This is a genomic window from Peribacillus sp. Aquil_B1, from assembly GCF_022603275.1.
Lineage (GTDB): Bacteria > Bacillota > Bacilli > Bacillales > DSM-1321 > Peribacillus.
Window position 1 is genome coordinate 23,769 of record NZ_JAKXEE010000007.1, and the last position, 18,130, is coordinate 41,898.

Below are 18,130 nucleotides of genomic sequence, written 5' to 3' on the forward strand. Positions count from 1 at the left end.
TGTTATAGGGTCTGTCTTTTTTTGTTTTGTGAAAATACATAACAAAAAACCCTGCTCAACGATAAGCAGGGTAAATGGTACAAGTAAAGTAAAACGCTTAAAAAGGTTTGACTAAGTATATCATAGTTTTTCTAAAAAATACTAAATTAAATATATTATACTTTTCAAGGCATCCATAGGTAATTACTGAAATCATTGGATTGAAGGGACGTAAAGGAATTTATGTCCCTTCTTTTTTTCGCCTGAAGATAGGAAAGAGAACATCTCAGCAAATTTCCAGGGGACTGAAACAAAAAAACGATGGACCACATATAAAGACATATAGGACACTTTCACTAACTTGGAGGAAGGGGAAAAGATCCAATACATTCAAATATGGATTTGAATATTCAGGAAATTGTGTTATATTATAATCAAACGAAGATTTGAATGAGGGGTGTGAGAAGATGGCGGAACTGAAAGATATATGTGATGTCCACCTGCATGATGAACTGAAGGTTAATCGCATTCAAGAGGAAATGAGCCAGGTGGATATATCCAGCATGTCGAAGCTGTTTAAAGTTATAGGCGATGAAAATAGGGCGAAGATAGCTTATGCGCTCTGTACGGACGAGGAATTGTGTGTGTGCGATCTGGCCAATATCATTGGTGCTTCGATGGCAACAACGTCACATCATCTTCGGACCCTTTACAAACACGCAATCGTAAAATACCGAAAAGAAGGAAAGTTGGCTTTTTATTCTTTGGATGATCACCATATAAAGCAATTGATTCTCATTGCGTTAGAACATCAGCAGGAGGTAAGGGCCGATGGCTGATTCCCCAATGAAAACATATCGTATCCAGGGTCTATCCTGCACGAATTGTGCGGCTAAATTTGAGAATAATGTCCGTGAACTAGAGGGTGTGAATGACGCCAAAATCAACTTTGGGGCGTCGAAGATTTCGGTACAGGGCAGCGCGACCATTGAAGAGATTGAAAAGGCGGGATCCTTTGATAACCTGAAGATCCGCGGTGAACAGGAACAGGTAACGCAAAAGGAACCATTTTGGAAGCAAAAAGAAAATATTAAAGTGGTGTTTTCGGTTATCCTATTGCTGGTCAGCTGGATATTGGATAATCGATATGCTGATGGAAGCATCATGCCGGTAATCGGTTATGCAGCTGCAATCATAGTTGGAGGATATTCATTATTTGTCAATGGATTGAAAAACCTTGTAAGGCTTCGCTTTGATATGCATACCCTTATGACGGTTGCCATCATCGGAGCGGCAGTGCTTGGTGAATGGGGCGAGGGCGCTACCGTCGTCATTCTATTTGCGATAAGTGAAGCATTGGAAAAATATTCGATGGATAAAGCCCGTAATTCCATCGAATCATTAATGAACATCGCGCCTAAAGAAGCCTTGATCCTGAGAGGGCATCACGAAATGATGGTTGCTGTTGATGAGATTGAAGTGGGCGACATCATGATCGTTAAACCGGGTCAAAAGCTTGCAATGGATGGCCGGATCATGAAAGGGGCCTCGACACTTAATCAAGCAGCCATTACTGGGGAATCCGAGCCGGTTTTTAAAACGGTTGAGGGTGAAGTGTTTGCCGGAACCTTAAATGGTGAAGGGCTGCTCGAAGTGGAGGTCACGAAGCGGGTCGAGGATACGACGATTGCAAAAATCATCCACCTTGTTGAAGAAGCACAGGCCGAAAAGGCCCCTTCCCAAGCCTTCGTGGATAAATTCGCAAAATTCTATACGCCGGCCATCATGCTCATTGCCTTGGCCATTGCCGTATTACCCCCGATTGTGATGAACGGGGATTGGAGTGAATGGATTTACCGGGGATTGGCTGTACTGGTTGTCGGCTGTCCTTGTGCTTTGGTCATTTCTACGCCCATCGCCATCGTGACAGCTATCGGAAATGCTGCGAAACATGGTGTGCTGATTAAAGGCGGGGTCCATTTGGAGGAAGCAGGGGCCTTAAAGGCGATCGCGTTTGACAAAACGGGTACTTTAACAAAGGGCGTACCTGAAGTGACTGATTTCAAGGTGTTATCTGATGTGTTGAATGAACAGGACGTGCTGGCTATCGCTGCTGCTTTAGAAAGCAGATCACAGCACCCCCTTGCCAAGGCCATTCTTCAAAAGGCGGAAAACCACGATGTGGACTATCAATCTTTATTGGTAGAGGATTTTACTGCGATCACCGGTAAAGGCATAAAAGGGAAAATCAATCAAGAAATCTATTACATTGGTAAGCCCCATCTTTTTGAAGAAGAGCCAGGTATAGTTTTCTCTGAGGATGTGCTTAAATTAATCAGCGGCTTTCAAAATACAGGGAAAACGGTGATGATGCTTGGTGATCAAGTGAAGCTCCTGGCACTGATCGCAGTGTCAGATGAAATAAGGGAAAGCAGTAAGGAAGCGATTCGGAAACTGCATGAATTGGGCATTGAAAAAACGATCATGCTGACTGGCGATAATATTGGAACAGCAAAAGCAATTGGAGCGGCAGCCGGCGTTCATGAGATTGAGGCGGAGCTATTGCCGCAGGATAAATTGACCATCATCAAACGATGGAAACAAAAATATGATCGAGTGGCCATGGTGGGCGATGGTGTCAATGATGCTCCGGCCTTGGCAGCTGCCACGGTAGGAATCGCAATGGGCGGGGCGGGCACGGATACGGCCCTTGAAACTGCCGATATTGCCTTAATGGGTGATGACTTATCGAAGCTGCCTTATACAATCCGCTTAAGCCGCAAAACATTAAAAATCATAAAGCAGAACATCACGTTTTCATTGGTGATTAAAATCCTGGCCTTATTATTGATAGCACCGGGCTGGTTAACACTTTGGATGGCGATTTTTGCCGATATGGGTGCGACGTTATTAGTTACCTTGAACAGTCTTAGGTTATTGAGAATAAAAGAATAGAATAATATGGGCTCCCTGGTGCATCTTAAGGTGCACCAGGGAGCTTTTCTTTATGAGCTTTCCAAATGTTTCATGTGAAACTTTGAAAAAAGTATCGGTCCTCTTAGTTTTTTGTTGAAAGTAAAAGGAGGTTCAATGGAAACACTTTGCTTTGGCAGCAATCGTTATGCAAGCGATGTCTGGTATGCTACAATGTGGCTGGCTTCAGGCAGCATGATAGGTTTGTTTAATATAATATAGGGAGTAAGGTATGTACGGAAGGGATTTGAAATGATGGAATTACAGCAAAGGGCAATCTTGGTTGGAGTTAATCTCAACGGTTCAAAGGATTTTGAGTATTCTATGGAGGAATTGGCCAATTTAACGGAAGCATGCGAGGTGGAGGTTGCAGGGACCATCACACAAAATTTACATCGGGTGAACTCATCACATTTTATCGGTACCGGGAAGATCGAGGAGGTAAAAAATCTCGTAGAGTATAAAGAAGCCAATGTCGTCATTTTTAATGATCAGCTCTCCCCTTCGCAACTTCGTAATCTGGAGAGGGACATGGATTGCAAGGTGATTGACCGGACAATCTTGATTCTGGACATCTTCGCGCATCGGGCGAAAACGAAGGAAGCACAGCTTCAGGTAGAAGTGGCGAAGCTGCAGTATATGCTCCCGCGTCTTGTAGGTTTGAGGGAATCATTAGGGCGTCAGAGTGGCGGGGTCGGTACAAACAAAGGTGCAGGTGAAAAGCAGTTAGAGCTTGACCGCAGGAGGATCGAGGAAAATATAAGTGTATTGAATAAGGAACTGGAAGACCTTGTTGCACACCGGCAAACGCAGAGGAAACAGCGGAAAAAGAATGCCATCCCTGTCGTATCCTTGGTGGGTTATACCAATGCAGGTAAATCCTCGATCATGAATGCTTTGATCGAGATGTTCCATCCAACAGCAGAGAAGCAGGTGTTTGAGAAGGATATGCTGTTCGCTACGCTTGAAACATCCGTCCGAAACATTCCGCTGCCGGATAATAAGGAATTTTTATTGACTGATACGGTGGGATTTGTGTCTAAATTGCCCCATCATCTCGTGAAAGCATTCCGATCAACACTAGAAGAAGTGGTAGAAGCGGATTTGTTGATCCATGTTGTCGATTTTTCCAATCCAAATCATGAGCAGCAAATAGAGATAACGGATAAAACTTTAAATGAGATAGGCATTAAAGGGATTCCGACGATTTTTGCCTATAACAAAGCGGACCTTACTGATTTGGAAATCCCTAAGGTGAATCGTGACTCTGTATATATGTCTGCAAAAAACAAAGTCGGCATCGAGGAATTGATCGATCAAATTCGCAAGCATATTTTTGTTGACTATACTCACTGTGAAATGCTGATTCCGTATGATCAAGGGCAGCTGGTTTCCTATTTCAATGAAAATGGTCACATAACGGAAACGGAATATGAGGCAAACGGATATCTAATTAAGCTTGAGTGCAAGAAAACGGATTATGAGAAATATAAACGATACGTTATTCATCCGGAATGAGCCTGCCTGTTGATAAGTTGTTCACGGTTTGTTGATAAGTGGAAAAGTTGTTTTCTGGATGTGGATAACTTTTATTGAAATGCTTCTATTCCGCAAAAACAAAGAGGTTACTGGCATACAATATGTGAATAAGTTGTGGATAAAAGCGAAAAGGCCCAGGAAACCTTGAATTGAGTTTCTGGGCTTTTTTTTTATGTGGACAAAGTGTTGATAAGTAGGTTTTGGAACAAATCATTCAAATAATATCAGTAAGTATGTTGAAAAGTAATTTTGAATGTAGAAAAATGACGATGTTTATCACATATTGTTAGGAAATATAACATGAATATTACATATTGCATATCTAGCATCTGGAAATGCTTTACACTTTGTATAATGTAACTTGCTTTTCAACATTATAAAATAAAGAATACTCAATTCTCTGATTTATAATCAGGTTTTGAGTTTTTAAGATTAGTAGGGGGGGCTTTTCGTGTTAGAAGGAAGCAGGGATCGAGGCGTGACCAGTGAGAGAAATAAACAAAACGAGAGAATTTTGGCTGGGAAATCGCCATGACTGTTAGTTGAATAAATGGACGGAAAACATGTTGGCAATGCTTTCAATCGTTTAAATATGAGGACAGTAGAGAGAAATGCATGCAATTCCTCCCTTTTTATTTTTCAAAAATAAATGTTTGGAAGGAGAAATAGTGGATGAGTATGACGAGCCCGTTAAAAGGTGGTCTAGAGATTAACTTTCAGGAAGCGGAGAGGGGTTTATCTCCAAGGGAAGCTTTGGAAGAATCGAATCGATGTTTATACTGCTATGATGCCCCATGTATCCAAGCCTGTCCGACCGGAATAGATATTCCAGGTTTTATTAAGAAGATAGCTTCAGGTAATTTTAAAGGGTCGGCCAAGACGATCATGACGGCCAATCCTGTCGGTGCCAGCTGTGCGCGGGTATGTCCGACTGAAGAGTTATGTGAGGGAGCATGTGTCCTGAACCATTCTACAAAGCCAATCATGATTGGCAATCTCCAGCGTTATTCCACAGATTGGGCCATCCAAAATAAACAAGCCCTATTCAAGGCCGGGAAGAAGAATGGCAAAAAAGTTGCCATTGTAGGAAGCGGTCCGGCGGGTTTGTCTGCAGCAAGGGAGTTAGCCTTGCTTGGCTACAGTGTAACCATTTTCGAAGCTGAAAAGAATCCAGGCGGATTAAATACTTATGGGATTGTATCATTCCGTTTGCCTCAGAGCATTTCTTATTGGGAAGTTGAACAAGTAAAGAGTTTGGATGTAGATATTAAAACGAATACACGGGTCGGAGTGCATATTTCCGCAAATCAGCTGACTGCCGACTATGATGCGGTCATTTTAGCGATCGGCATGTCCGATGTTCCTAAGCTTGGAATTGAAGGGGAGGATTTGGCTGAAGTTTATGATGCAATCGATTTCGTGAAAGCAACGAAAACAGGGGCTATCACGGATAAATTCATTGGGAAGAAGATGGCGGTAATAGGAGCTGGAAACACGGCGATCGATGCCGCGACCTGTTCTGTACGTCTGGGCGCTGAACAGGTGAGCATTATTTATCGTCGTACCCAAAAGGAAATGACAGCCTATGATTTTGAATATGAGTTTGCCAAACAAGAAGGTGTCGGGTTTCACTGGCTGACTGCCCCCTCCAGGATCCTCTCGGATGAAAGCGGTCAGGTTACGGGCATCGAGTGCGTGAAGATGGTGCTTAGCGAGGCAGGGGAAGATGGGCGGCGCCGTCCAGTCCCAATTTCCGGATCGGAGTTCGTCATTCCGGTCGATGGGGTCATTCGTGCTATAGGCCAATCCAGGTATATAGGATTGATTGAACAGTTCGGCATTAAACATGATGATGGTGTCGTTACATTGGAGGGTGATTCCTATAAGACATCGCATGATAAGATCTTTGCATGCGGTGACGTGATCTTCGGAAAAGGCCAAGGTGAGGCAATGGTTGTTTCAGCTGCCCAGCAAGGGAAAAAGACAGCCTATGAAATTGACTCGATTTTGAATTGCGAAGCGGAGGATATTGCTTAATAACTATGAAAAATAGGAGGCTTATCATGGCTGATTTATCAATTGATCTTGCAGGTATTAAATCTCCCAATCCTTTTTGGCTTGCTTCAGCACCACCTACTAATTCGGGTTATCAAGTCCAGCGCGCATTTGAAGCTGGCTGGGGTGGAGCTGTTTGGAAAACATTGGGCGATCCCATCCTGAATGTTTCATCACGTTTTGCAGCGGTCAGCTTTAATGGACAGAGAGTGGCCGGGTTCAACAATATAGAATTGATTACGGATCGTCCTCTTGAAGTGAATCTGAAAGAAATATATGAAACGAAGAAGAGATTCCCGGATCATGCAATCATTGCATCGGTGATGGTGGAGCCACAACAGGGAAAGTGGCATGAAATCATCAAGCGTATAGAAGATGTAGGGGTCGATGGTTATGAATTGAACTTTGGCTGCCCGCACGGTATGGCAGAGCGTGGGATGGGAGCTGCTTCGGGACAGGTTCCCGAACTTGTGGAAAAGCAAACATACTGGGCGAAGGAAGCTGCATCCAAACCCGTCATCGTCAAGCTTACACCGAATATAACCGACATTACGGTTACGGCTGAAGCGGCGGTGCGCGGCGGTGCGGATGCAATAAGCATGATCAATACGATCAACAGCTTGGCAGGAGTGGATATCCATTCATGGAATACGATTCCCCATGTAGGCGGCAAGGGGGCTCACGGAGGGTATTGTGGTCCCGCCGTGAAGCCGATCGCTTTGAATATGGTGGCAGAGTGTGCAAGGAATAATAAGATCAATGTTCCCATTTCCGGAATAGGCGGCATTTCAAATTGGCAGGATACGGTGGAATTTTTATTGATGGGTTCGACTGGAGTTCAAATTTGTACGGCTGCCATGCATCACGGTTTTAGAATAGTAGAAGACTTGATTGATGGACTTTCCAATTACCTTGATGAAAAAGGGATATCCTCCGTGATGGAAATTGTCGGTAAGTCCGTACCGCGCTATTCCGACTGGGGGAATTTAGATCTTAATTATAAGGTCGTTGCGCGCATTAATAATGATGTGTGCATTAACTGCAATAAATGCCATATTGCGTGTGAAGATACTTCTCATCAATGTATAGATATGTTAAAGGACACGTCAGGCAGCTCCTTTTTGAGAGTGCGCGAAGAAGATTGCGTAGGCTGTAATCTATGCTCGATCGTCTGTCCGGCCGATGGGGCAATCGATATGATCGAATTGACAAATGAATTACCGCCAATGACGTGGAATGAACGCCAATCGTTCCTTGGGGGCATAAGCAGTGAAAGAGTTGATTTCGTAAAATGATGGAGGGGTCTAATATGAAGAAAATCATTAAAAATGGAACGATTGCAACGGCTGCAGATACGTATCAAGCGGATATATTGATTGAAAATGAGAAGATTGCAATGATTGGCAAGGACCTGCCGGCTGACGGGGCTGAAATCATTGATGCAAAAGGCGCTTATATTTTTCCGGGGGGCATTGATCCGCATACCCATCTCGACATGCCGTTTGGAGGGACAACGACGAAGGATGATTATGAAACGGGTACGATTGCTGCTGCATATGGAGGCACGACAACGATCATCGACTTTTGTCTGACCGAAAAAGGGGTGCCGTTAAAGAAAGCGATAGAAACATGGCATGAAAAGGCCAATGAAAAAGCGGCCATAGATTATGGTTTTCATTTAATGATCAGTGAGATTAATGATGATGTATTGGCTGAGTTGCCAAGTATCATCGATAATGAAGGGATTTCTTCCTTTAAAGTGTTCATGGCTTACAAGAATGTTTTTCAAGCTGATGATGCCACGCTATACCGCACACTGTTGCAAGCAAAGGAACTTGGCGCACTTGTCATGGTTCATGCTGAAAATGGCGATGTCATCGATTATCTTACGAAGCAGGCGCTGGCTGAAGGGAACACGGATCCAATTTACCATGCATTAACAAGGCCGCCGGAGCTTGAAGGGGAAGCGACTGGACGGGCCGCCAAACTGACGGAAATGGCAAATGGCCAGCTCTATGTCGTTCATGTCACCTGTGAAGATGCGGTTGAAAAGATCACCGAGGCAAGAAATAAAGGGGTGGATATTTGGGGGGAGACTTGTCCGCAATATCTGGTTCTTGACCAGTCTTATCTTGAAAAGCCCCATTTCGAGGGATCTAAATATGTATGGTCCCCGCCGTTAAGAGAGAAGAAAAACCAGGAAGTACTATGGAATGCTTTGAAAATGGGCCAGCTGCAAACGATCGGCTCCGATCAATGCTCTTTTGATTTTAAGGGACAGAAGGAACTTGGACGTGAAGATTTCACGAAAATACCGAACGGCGGGCCAACGATTGAGGATCGCATGAGTATCCTCTTTTCTGAAGGGGTCATGAAAGAGCGTATTACCTTGAATCAATTCGTCGACATGACATCTACGCGTGCCGCCAAGCTATTTGGATTATTCCCGAAGAAAGGGACGATAGCAGTAGGTTCGGATGCTGATATTGTCATTTTTGACCCGAAAGTTGAAAGGGCCATTTCTGCAGAAACCCATCACATGGCTGTAGATTATAATGCGTTTGAAGGTATGGAAATTACAGGTGAACCGGTGTCCGTTTTATCGAGAGGTCAATTCGTCATTAAAGACAAACAATTTGTGGGCGAAGCTGGAAAAGGGCAATTCCTGAAACGGGCAAAATATAATGCGGCGCTGAAGCCGGATACAGGGAAAAAGCTTCCAGTCTAACTTCGGTAAGGAATCTTGCAAATTAAATTAGGGGGATTTTCTATGGGTGAGAAGAAAGATTATTTAAAGTCTCCCGATTTGCTGCCTATACCTCATAGTGAGAAAAACATAAGTGCAGCCGGATTTGGTTTCATTTGGGTGGGCATGGCTGTAGTATTGGCTGCCTTCGCAATCGGTGGGAACGGTGTCCAAAGTTTATCCTTAGGCTGGGTCGTTCTTGCAACGGTCATTGCCTGTGTGGTTCTCGGCTTTTTGATGACAATGACAGGGGATATTGGTGTTGAACATGGAATATCATTCCCAGTTTATATGAGGGCGCCGTTCGGTACGATAGGCACCCACATCCCTTCGGTTGTACGCGGTTTTGTAGCCTCATGCTGGTTCGGGCTAAATACTTACTTTGGAGCCACTGCAATGAACGCTATCTTCACAACTCTTTTTGAGTTTGATAATTGGTTTATCTGCTTCCTCATTTTTGCCGTTTTACAATTAGTCAACACGGCAATGGGAATAAAGTCGATAGAACGATTCGCCGACTTGGCGGCGCCCGTCATCATTTTAATTTCCGGCTGGATGTATTTCACCCTATCCGATCAGGCTGTAGCCCAAGGAAGAGATGTATGGTCCTGGATTGAAAGTCCGGTCACTGGCGGGGCCGCTGCAACGGCATTCATGGTCGTCATTATGGCAAATATGGGATTTTGGGGCACGCTGACTGCAGATATGCCCACGCTTTCCCGATATATAAAGGCACCAAAAAATGAAAAAAATTGGTTCAAGCGCAATAAGGGGCAAATAATTGGGAATATTATCACCTATCCCATCACTCAGACGTTCATGGTGATTATCGGAGCGGTTTCTTATATGGCTGTTTCCAATTATGATCCTGTAGTTGCCATACAGGGATCAGCAAGTGGAATTGCCCTCGGCGTCCTTTTGATCATGATCGTATTCGCTCAATGGTCGACGAATACTACGGCCAATGTCATTCCCGCAGCTACCATTTTCTCCAATGTCATGGGTCCTAAAATGCCATTTTGGGCGGGAGTCGTTGTAGCGGGGGTGATTGGGATAGTAGTTCAGCCATGGAGCCTGTTCGGCATCATCATAGAAGTTTTATTAATAATAGGCGGAATCCTGGCATCCATTGTCGGCATCCTGGTAGCGGATTACTATTTCCTTCGTAAACGGAGAGTGAATGTACAAGAACTCTATGAAAGTGAAGGCCAGTATAAATACTTGAATGGAGTGAATTGGGCAGGAATCATTTCTTGGGTGATTGGAGGAATCGGTGCAACGATTTTTTCAAATTATTCGTTTATTATTGGCTTTCTTCTCGGCGGTGCCAGTTATTTTATATTAGCTAAGTATTGGTGGTTCAAGCGATATGAACAAGCTGAAATCATTGATCCGAGCGATGAGAAATATTTAGGCATTTCCGTTGGCAGGGATTGGATAATTAGGAAAGGTCCGGAACTGGAGGAAGAGATGGTTTTTACGGCTTCGACCGGCAAGGAAAACGTTTGAAAAAGGGGGAATGGAAATGTCCGAATATCAAGAGTATCGCTTAGAAAGGGAACAAATCGATTTTTTACTTGAAAGAGGATATCGAATCACCCGGGTTTCCGAAAGTTTAAGTGGAGCCTTTCTCGATTTTGAACTGATTGAAGGAACGAAGCAGGAATGGAAGCAATTGAACATCAAAACCCCGGAAGGAAGGAAATACTTCTCTACATTGCTTTTCAAAAAAAAATTGAATTGAAATAGTTATGGACCGGGCCTATTCCTCACGAATGGGTCCTTTTTGTTCGAGTTTTTTGTAGAATTTTGACGTTAGATTTTCTGACAAGTGTCTGGAGATTTAAGGGTTGTCCGTTTATAATAGATTTTAAAGCAGTTTTATAAAAGGATGTGGCTGGATGAATACATCGATTACAATCGAGGAAATTCTAACACGCAAGCATTTTAATCTGACGGATATAATTGCAGGTAGCAGTGGGATAAAGCGTCAAGTGAAGTGGGTCCACTGCATGGAAGTCACCCAAATCAGCCATTTGTTAAATGGAAACGAACTGATACTGACTACCGGTTTAGGGTGGAAAGACTGCGATGACACATTTCTATCCTACTTAAGACAGTTAATGGAATGCAATGCAGCTGGACTCTGTATAGAGATTGGCGCCAACACCACGGCAGTGCCGCAATGTGCCATTGATCTCGCAAATGAACGGCAATTCCCTATCATCCTATTTCATGAAGAAGTCCCTTTCGTAGAAATCACGCAGGATATACATTCCCTTATCATCAATAAACAATATCAGATGATCTCCAACTTAGAAAACTACTCCCAGCAGTTAAATAAAAATCTCCTCGAAATTGACCATTATGAACCAATTCTAAAATTTCTCCACAGCTATTTAAATGTACAGGTTATTCTTATCTTTAATGAAAATGATATAGCCAGCATTCCAAAAATAAAGAAAAAAACGACCTATCAAATGATGGCGGACATATACGAAGAGAAGCGGAAAATGGATAAAACCGTTCTTGGACAGCCGATTCAAGTGCTAGGTGAAAATTATGCAGAACTGCTCATTTGCAGCAACGGCAGGGAGTTGACTGATTTTGATTCACTGATCTTGGATCGAACGGCTACAGCATTGGCTCAGCATCTATTAAGGGAGATCTATATAGAAGAAAAGAAGATGTCGGAAGAAAGTAAATGGCTTACAAATTGGATTGAAGGTGAATATAGTGATGAAGCAATCCGGGAGAGGCTATCCTATATTGATCCGAAAATGCAGATGGATGGCGGAATCGTTTGCATATGCAAACAACACCCAAAGTATGATAAAGGTTCCACAAAGTTAGATGGAACCTATTTTAAGATAATGTTTAGAACAATTTTTGAACAGTACGGCTTTCAGATATTTTCCATGGAAGTGCATCAGCATCTTGTTTTTATTTTGGGTGATAGCCGTCCATCTGAAGATTGGAAATCAAGGGTTACAAGTGCGGTGGATCGAATCATGAAAATGGATGTAAGCGGGCGTAATCGTATGGGTCTGCTTTCCATTGGTTTTGGAAAGCATGTTCAAAGATTAAGTGAGATTTATAAAAGTTATGAAACGGCCCGTGAAACTTTGCTGCTTCAGGATACGTTGCCAGAGGATAGCAGGAGCATCTTTTATCAGGACTTACATATGCATCGCATGATTTCGCTCTTAAATAAGCATGGTAATCTAGAGGAAACGGTGTACGAATATTTAGGTCCTGTCATTGAATATGACAAGCAAAACAATGGTGAGTTAATGCCTACCTTAAAGACCTACCTAGCTTGTAACGGTTCTAAACAGGAAACGTCGAAACAGCTATTCATTGTCCGGCAAACGTTATATCATAGGCTTGAAAAATTGGAGAAACTGCTAGGTTCTGATTTTATGCGTTCAGATAAGCGTCTGGGCCTTGAATTCATGATTTTTGCATTGGACTTCTTACAATACAGCAGCAGGAAGATCAGAGGGAAATATGTAGACAAATATATTGGAAGATAAAAAATAAGTAAGACTGAAGGGTGTCCAGGGGACATCCTTTTTTGAATGCAAGGAAAGGGAGGCAGATGACAAGGTTAATGCTGACATCAAAATGGCCTATATAGCTTCTTGATGTCAGCATCTTTTATTAATATTCATCTTTTTTGGAAAGGCAGCGGTCACATTCCAAGAGGTAGGATTCAGCTTGTTCAATGATATGGGTGCCGCATTCCGTACATTGTTTAGGCGGCAATGTCCTGAAGAATTCCAAAGGGTTTTTAGTTTGCATGATGACTCCTCCTTATGATTTGGTTTAATCAGTCTTCGTGTTTGGAAAGGCAGTGATCACATTCCATTAGGTAAGATTCAGCTTGTTCAATGATATGGGTTCCGCACTCCGTACATTGTTTAGGCGGCAGTGTCCTGAAGAATTCCAAAGGGTTTTTGGTTTGCATGATGACTCCTCCTTTTTGATATGGTTTAATCAGTCTTCACGTTTGGAAAGGCAGTGGTCACATTCCATTAGGTAAGATTCAGCTTGTTCAGTGATATGGGTGCCGCATTCCGTACATTGTTTAGGCGGCAGTGTCCTGAAGAATTCCAGTGGATTTATCGTTTGCATGATGGTTCCTCCTTTTTGATTTGGTTTAATCAGTCTTCGCGTTTGGAAAGGCAGCGATCACATTCCATTAAGTAGGATTCAGCATGCTCAGTAATATGTTCACCGCACTCAGGGCAATGTTTTGCAGGGATATTGTTAAAAAACTCAATGGATTTTTTCATTTGCATGATGATTTCCTCCTTTTAATGGTAGATATATTTTCCGATCGCTTTATTCTTCACGTTTGGAAAGGCAGCGATCGCATTCCATCAGATAGGAATCTGAGTGGTCCACATGTGTTTCACCACATTCCGGGCAATGTTTAAATGAATCGATTATGAGTAAATCTGATTGATTTGCTTGCATGTCTCGCTCCCCCTCTTTATAGTACAGTTTTTGTTGTTTGCTTGTTGTTATAATACAGTATATACCCGAATTTGGAAAATGTATAGGTATTTTACAGAAAATTTGAAATTTTTTTCACTGATTGTCTAAAAACCTTATAGGTAAGGGAATCCTCATCTGTTTATTTTTGAATTTTTCTTCACGGCAAGTAGGAAATGGAAGAAATAACGCTTTTATAAAACGAAAAAACAAAGAGGGAGCGATACGGACAGACAATTTTCAGCTAGTTGTGATAGGCATTAATGTAACAGATGAGAAACAGGAAGATCAGTGATCAATGAAAGCCTGTTTCACAGTCGATGTAACATGTAAGAGCTTGTTCTAAAATGTCAGCAAAATTCAAGCGGCAGCGATTATGTGTAAGTTCCTGTCTGTGTGGTTTTAATACATCAGTAAAGAGGTAACTTGCTAGTAGAAGTACAAATAATGGGGGGAGCATATGTCTAAAGCAATGATTATCGTCAATCCATCTTCAGGCAAGGAAAAGGCAGGGAAGATTTTACCGAAAGCGGAAAAGGCACTTGGTGAAATTTTTGATGAGGTATGCGTTCGTAAAACGGAAGGAGAAGGGGATGCTACGGGTTTTGCTAAGGAGGCCTGTGCAGAAAGGTTCGATGCTGTCATTTCCATGGGTGGGGATGGAACGGTGAACGAGATAGTGAATGGTTTGGGCGAGCAGCAGCATCGGCCTACTTTTGGAATCGTTCCTCTAGGAACCATCAATGATTTCGCTAGATCTTTGGGAATACCACTGAATCCCAATGCTGCCATCGAGATATTGAAGGATATGCATATTAAGGAATCGGACATAGGGAAGATCAATGACCGTTACTTCATGAATGTATTGGCAGTAGGGGCAATCGCCGAGGCCACCTATAATGTTACCGTTGAACAAAAAACCCGTCTTGGGTCTTTTGCATATTTCATTGAAGGAGCAAAAGCGATCATTAAAAAGACTCCGTTTCCTTTAACGGTTGAACATGATCAGGGAAAGTGGATGGGCGAGGCTCATTTACTAATTGCAACAATGACTAACTCTGTCGGCGGTTTCGAACAACTAGCACCAGAGGCGGAAGTGAATGATGGAAAGCTGCACACATTCATCATTAAGGATTTATCTCTTCCTCTCATCGTCAAGATCATTCCCAGTTTGATTAGGGGGGAGATCATGGGGAATGACGAAGTTGAATATATTAAAACTTCCAAGCTCCATTTAACTACATCAGAGGAACTTGCAGTCAATATCGATGGAGATGAAGGCATTCTTCTTCCTTTCCAGGCAAATGTACTGCACAAACATCTTCGTCTCTTTGTCCCGGGAACTAAATAACTTGTTATGTGGGTTCATTGTCATTCATCATGTGGTAAAGCTGATTATGGGTTAGCCAATCAGCTTTTTTCTATGCGGTTACCCAAGGTTTATTGCTGGAGTTGATTTGTGATGTTCATCGTGCACAACGTAAGCTCCTTCGCTTTTATAAAAGGTATCATTATTCAGGAGGATTCAAGGTTAGAATAGTTAATGCATGAATGACTGGGTATAAATATGTTACGCTTATAGTTATGATTATAGATGAGAGAGGAAGTTTGATGTTTGTATGGAGTTTTTTCTTGTTATATTAGCACTTCTTATATTGATTGGAGTGTCTAATGTAATTAACCATTTTATACCCTTTATACCTGTACCATTAATACAAATAGCACTGGGTGTCATATTGGCACTTTTACCCCTGGGTATGCATGTTGAGATGGAGACGGAATTATTTTTGCTATTATTCATTGCACCCCTATTATTCAATGATGGCAAAAATGTACCACGAACAGCACTTTGGAAGTTGAGAGCACCCATTCTGATGCTTGCACTAGGCCTGGTATTCATAACGGTTTGGGCAGGCGGGTATTTAATTAATTGGATGATCCCTTCGATACCATTGCCGGCAGCGTTCGCTTTAGCAGCCATTTTGTCACCTACGGATGTAGTGGCCGTAAGCGCTTTGGCGAGTCGGGTCAAGTTACCGAAGAGCATCATGCACCTTCTCGAAGGCGAAGGGCTAATGAATGATGCCTCAGGTTTAGTTGCCTTTAAGTTTGCCGTTGCAGCTACAGTCACCGGTGTTTTCTCCTTAGTCGACGCAACCTTCAGTTTCATATGGATTGCAATTGGTGGGTTTGTAGGTGGAGCGATACTAGCTTTCATCATTATCAGGCTTCGTGTATTTCTTCGCCGCTTAGGGATGGAAGATGTCACGATGCATATGCTGATTCAAATCCTAACTCCTTTTATTATTTTCCTCGCTGTGGAACATTTCCACCTTTCTGGGATTTTGGCGGTCGTGGCTGGGGGAATTGTCCATGCCATTGAACGGGATCGGGAAATATCACCAACTGTAGAACTTCAAGTCGTTTCAAAGAGTACATGGTCCGTCATTTTATATGTATTGAATGGTCTTGTATTCGTTTTGCTTGGCTTGCAAATCCCAAGCGTTGCGAAAACTATTTTTCAAGATCCAGCATTCAATAATGGGCAAGTGATTCTTTATATCGTGATCATTACACTCTTCCTCTTCGCTTTACGATTCATTTGGCTTACGGCTGCTTGGTCGATTGGCTGGATGACGAAAAAAGCGGGAGCCCAAAAACCAGACTTCAAAGCTGCTGGAATCATTACCATTTCCGGTGTTCGAGGAGCTGTAACGTTAGCGGGTTCGTTCTCGATTCCATATGTGTTGGCAGATGGAAGTCCATTTCCTGAGCGTTCGTTGATCATTTTCATTGCTGCGGGTGTCATATTGCTGACACTGATTGTTGCGAGTGTATTTCTGCCAATCGTGGCACGGTCAGAAGAAGAGGAAGTGGTGGACAAGCAGGCTGACAAAACGAAAGCTGCTGCCATTCACTCACATCAAGCCGCTATTCGGGTGATTGAGTCCCAAATGACAGATGAAAACCGGGAAGCGGCTTTATCGATCATTTCCAGATACTGTACCAAGATCAATGAACTGTCCTATGTAGAACAGGAGAAAGAACCGGCTGCATTAAGGGAAGAAGAGAAGGATCTTCGCTTCAAGGCCCTTGAAGCAGAGCAAAGATTCCTGGATAAACTTATTAAGGATGAAAAAGTGGACCGGGAAACGGCGTATATATGCAAGGAATACATCCAGCGTATGGAAGGCGCCGTAACAAATCGACTGAAGTTCCGTTTTTTCAGGTCAGTAACGCTTTTCAGAAGAAGTATGCTAAGGGTTTTAAAATTATTTTTCCCTAATAAAAGTGAAATAAGAAAAATCAATCTTGAGAGATTGGAAAAGGTCAGGGATCTTAAAATCAGGATGTATAAAGCTGCCATCCAAGAGATACAAGCCGGGATTACGTCTGATAATCATAAGACATCCTCGATGATCATAGACGAGTATAAAGTGTTGATTTTAAAATGCAAACGTGAAAATAGAGGCCGTACCCCGAGTAAAATGGTCGAATATGAAAGAGAGCTGTTCTATAAAGCGATCCAGGCAGAACGGGACGAAGTGCAGGATATGTTTGAAAAACGACAAATCTCCCGTGATGTTGCCAACATACTCCGCCAGCAAATCAATTTACGGGAAGCACTGACAATCAATGAAAATACACACTGATTAACAGAAGGAGCACTGCCGATATATTGGGCAGTGCTCCTTCCGGTTTGTGAAGGGATATCGGACCGGGTATCGAATTTTTAATGTATCCAATAATTGATGAAAGGGGCTGTACTTAATGGAAAAGGAAATCGAGACCATCACCTTAACGCCATATTTACCGGAACATCTTCACCAGCTTTCCCAGTTTTATTTACCGGGTACACAAACCCCTTTTTCAGCTTTGCCGGAAGAGTCACTGGAATATTGCCGGGAAGATTGCGACAGGAACCCTATTGTAATATTGGCCGATGGTATCCCTGTTGGCTTTTTCGTTTTACACATTGGCGAAAACATCGCCCCTTTCACCATCGATGAAAAAGCGATATTACTTCGTGGATTTCTTGTTGATCAAAAGCATCAGGGCAAAGGGATTGCGAAGAAAGCCTTGCAAATCCTTCCGGAATTCGCAAAAGGGGTTTTTCCAAACAAGGATTCGATCATCCTGGCAGTGGACGTCATGAACGTGATTGCAAAAATGCTTTATGAGAAATCGGGGTTTCAGGATACAGGGATTCAGAAGGAAGGCAGAAGCGGGTTGATGGAGATAATGGAATGCAGATTAGATACGCTAAACAAGGATATGGAATAAGAAATATTGTTGGCTTGTAGACTTTTCCAAAAGGGGAGGTCTTTTTTTGTCCAA

The 18,130-nt window shown here is 42.7% G+C and carries 17 protein-coding genes; 12 read left to right on the top strand and 5 right to left on the bottom strand.

Annotation, left to right across the window (positions count from 1 at the left end; translation table 11 throughout):
* The first annotated feature begins 446 nt into the window (after positions 1 to 446).
* The 9 genes from MPH60_RS25675 to MPH60_RS25715 all read left to right on the top strand — a co-directional run bounded on the left by MPH60_RS25675 (position 447) and on the right by MPH60_RS25715 (position 12,828).
* Positions 447 to 818 (top strand): ArsR/SmtB family transcription factor, encoded by a 372-nt coding sequence (locus tag MPH60_RS25675; RefSeq protein ID WP_241594151.1) that lies wholly within the window; start codon positions 447 to 449, stop codon positions 816 to 818.
* Entirely contained in the window at positions 811 to 2,934 is a 2,124-nt protein-coding gene (locus MPH60_RS25680; protein ID WP_241594152.1) for a heavy metal translocating P-type ATPase, read from the top strand. The genes MPH60_RS25675 and MPH60_RS25680 overlap by 8 nt, the downstream gene beginning before the upstream one ends.
* A gap of 270 nt (positions 2,935 to 3,204) precedes the next feature.
* Entirely contained in the window at positions 3,205 to 4,470 is a 1,266-nt protein-coding gene (gene hflX / locus MPH60_RS25685; protein WP_241594154.1) for a GTPase HflX, read from the top strand.
* 699 nt (positions 4,471 to 5,169) lie between these two features.
* A complete protein-coding gene (locus MPH60_RS25690) occupies positions 5,170 to 6,528 on the top strand; it encodes an NAD(P)-dependent oxidoreductase (protein WP_405390647.1) in 1,359 nt (452 codons plus the stop codon).
* A gap of 26 nt (positions 6,529 to 6,554) precedes the next feature.
* Positions 6,555 to 7,841, top strand: coding sequence for an NAD-dependent dihydropyrimidine dehydrogenase subunit PreA (preA, locus tag MPH60_RS25695; RefSeq protein WP_241594157.1), 1,287 nt, complete (start codon positions 6,555 to 6,557; stop codon positions 7,839 to 7,841).
* A 14-nt stretch (positions 7,842 to 7,855) separates the two neighbouring features.
* On the top strand, positions 7,856 to 9,274 hold the full coding sequence (gene hydA / locus MPH60_RS25700; RefSeq protein ID WP_241594159.1) for a dihydropyrimidinase: 1,419 nt from the start codon (positions 7,856 to 7,858) through the stop codon (positions 9,272 to 9,274).
* 42 nt (positions 9,275 to 9,316) lie between these two features.
* Positions 9,317 to 10,801, top strand: a complete 1,485-nt coding sequence (locus tag MPH60_RS25705; RefSeq protein WP_241594161.1) for an NCS1 family transporter — start codon at positions 9,317 to 9,319, stop codon at positions 10,799 to 10,801.
* Between the two features lie 16 nt (positions 10,802 to 10,817).
* Positions 10,818 to 11,036: a hypothetical protein gene (locus MPH60_RS25710; RefSeq protein ID WP_034304894.1), complete on the top strand. Its 219-nt coding sequence runs from the start codon at positions 10,818 to 10,820 to the stop codon at positions 11,034 to 11,036.
* A 157-nt stretch (positions 11,037 to 11,193) separates the two neighbouring features.
* Positions 11,194 to 12,828 carry a PucR family transcriptional regulator gene (locus MPH60_RS25715; RefSeq protein WP_241594164.1) on the top strand — a complete coding sequence of 545 codons (1,635 nt, stop codon included), beginning with the start codon at positions 11,194 to 11,196 and terminating at the stop codon, positions 12,826 to 12,828.
* Between the two features lie 127 nt (positions 12,829 to 12,955).
* Here the strand turns inward: MPH60_RS25715 and yhfH (MPH60_RS25720) are convergent, their stop codons facing one another.
* The 5 genes from yhfH (MPH60_RS25720) to yhfH (MPH60_RS25740) are packed head-to-tail and all read right to left on the bottom strand — an operon-like array spanning position 12,956 to position 13,774.
* Positions 12,956 to 13,096 carry a protein YhfH gene (gene yhfH / locus MPH60_RS25720; protein WP_072274044.1) on the bottom strand — a complete coding sequence of 47 codons (141 nt, stop codon included), beginning with the start codon at positions 13,094 to 13,096 and terminating at the stop codon, positions 12,956 to 12,958.
* Between the two features lie 28 nt (positions 13,097 to 13,124).
* Positions 13,125 to 13,262: a protein YhfH gene (gene yhfH / locus MPH60_RS25725; RefSeq protein WP_133352737.1), complete on the bottom strand. Its 138-nt coding sequence runs from the start codon at positions 13,260 to 13,262 to the stop codon at positions 13,125 to 13,127.
* A 29-nt stretch (positions 13,263 to 13,291) separates the two neighbouring features.
* Positions 13,292 to 13,429: a protein YhfH gene (gene yhfH / locus MPH60_RS25730; RefSeq protein ID WP_082196596.1), complete on the bottom strand. Its 138-nt coding sequence runs from the start codon at positions 13,427 to 13,429 to the stop codon at positions 13,292 to 13,294.
* Positions 13,430 to 13,458: 29 nt separating this feature from the next.
* Positions 13,459 to 13,596, bottom strand: a complete 138-nt coding sequence (gene yhfH, locus MPH60_RS25735) for a protein YhfH (RefSeq protein ID WP_241594166.1) — start codon at positions 13,594 to 13,596, stop codon at positions 13,459 to 13,461.
* 43 nt (positions 13,597 to 13,639) lie between these two features.
* Complete coding sequence (gene yhfH / locus MPH60_RS25740) at positions 13,640 to 13,774, bottom strand: protein YhfH (protein WP_137017534.1); 135 nt, start codon at positions 13,772 to 13,774, stop codon at positions 13,640 to 13,642.
* 478 nt (positions 13,775 to 14,252) lie between these two features.
* Between yhfH (MPH60_RS25740) and MPH60_RS25745 the strand changes: the two genes are divergently transcribed.
* From MPH60_RS25745 to MPH60_RS25755, 3 genes are all read left to right on the top strand, one after another.
* Positions 14,253 to 15,143, top strand: coding sequence for a diacylglycerol/lipid kinase family protein (locus MPH60_RS25745; RefSeq protein ID WP_241594168.1), 891 nt, complete (start codon positions 14,253 to 14,255; stop codon positions 15,141 to 15,143).
* Positions 15,144 to 15,411: 268 nt separating this feature from the next.
* The gene (locus tag MPH60_RS25750) at positions 15,412 to 17,445 is read left to right on the top strand and encodes a Na+/H+ antiporter (protein WP_241594173.1); all 2,034 of its coding nucleotides are present in this window, start codon (positions 15,412 to 15,414) and stop codon (positions 17,443 to 17,445) included.
* A gap of 118 nt (positions 17,446 to 17,563) precedes the next feature.
* Complete coding sequence (locus MPH60_RS25755; protein WP_241594174.1) at positions 17,564 to 18,076, top strand: GNAT family N-acetyltransferase; 513 nt, start codon at positions 17,564 to 17,566, stop codon at positions 18,074 to 18,076.
* The last annotated feature ends 54 nt before the right edge of the window (positions 18,077 to 18,130 follow it).